Origin of the sequence: Sinomonas mesophila (assembly GCF_001999765.1) — a bacterium.
GTDB classification, from domain to species: domain Bacteria; phylum Actinomycetota; class Actinomycetes; order Actinomycetales; family Micrococcaceae; genus Sinomonas; species Sinomonas mesophila.
On the sequence record NZ_KV908336.1, the window covers coordinates 1 to 716 of the forward strand.

1 protein-coding gene is annotated in these 716 nt (G+C 67.0%); it reads right to left on the reverse strand.

All coding sequences use genetic code 11. The annotated features are described in order from the left end of the window. Window positions 1–74: 74 nt before the first annotated feature. Window positions 75–716, reverse strand: a 642-nt coding sequence (locus BV907_RS11390; RefSeq protein WP_077489857.1) for an amino acid ABC transporter permease, incomplete at its 5' end; no start/stop codon positions are given.

Genomic DNA, 716 nt, shown 5'->3' on the forward strand with positions numbered 1-716 from the left:
GATGTCCTTCAGGACCGTCTTGGGGCCGAACGACTTCTTCAGGTTCCGGACGTGGATCGTGCCGTCGGGGGTCGTCATCGTGCCGCTCCTTCCGCGTCGGTGAGCTGGACGGCCTTGGCCTTGCGGGGCAGGTTGGAGGACGCCCGGTTGTACTTCTGCTCGAGCTTGGACTGGGGGTAGCTCAGCAGCAGGGTCATCACGAGGTACCAGAGGCTGGCCACGATCAGCAGCGGGATCGTCTCGTAGGTGCGGGCGTAGATCAGCTGCGCGCTCTGCAGCAGCTCGGCCACGCCGAGGACGGACACGAGCGAGGTTCCCTTGAACATGCCGATGACCTGGTTGCCCGTGGCCGGGATGATCGAGGGCATGGCCTGGGGGATGATGACCTTGCGCATCCGCGTCCCGGCGCTCATGCCGAGCGAGTCGGCGGCCTCGATCTGGCCCTTGCCCACGGCGGAGAACCCGCCGCGGATGATCTCGGCCATGTAGGCGGCCTCGTTCAGCGTCAGGCCCACGAGCGCGGCGGTGATCGGGCCCATGATCGCGTTCGTGTCCACGGCCACGCCGAGGTCCGTGAAGGGGATCCCGATCCGCAGGTCCGGATAGAGGGCGGAGATGTTGAACCAGAAGATCAGCTGCACGAGCACCGGGGTGCCGCGGAACAGCGTGATGTAGAGGCTCGCGGCGGTGGAGAGCGGCTTCACGGGCGAGGGGCG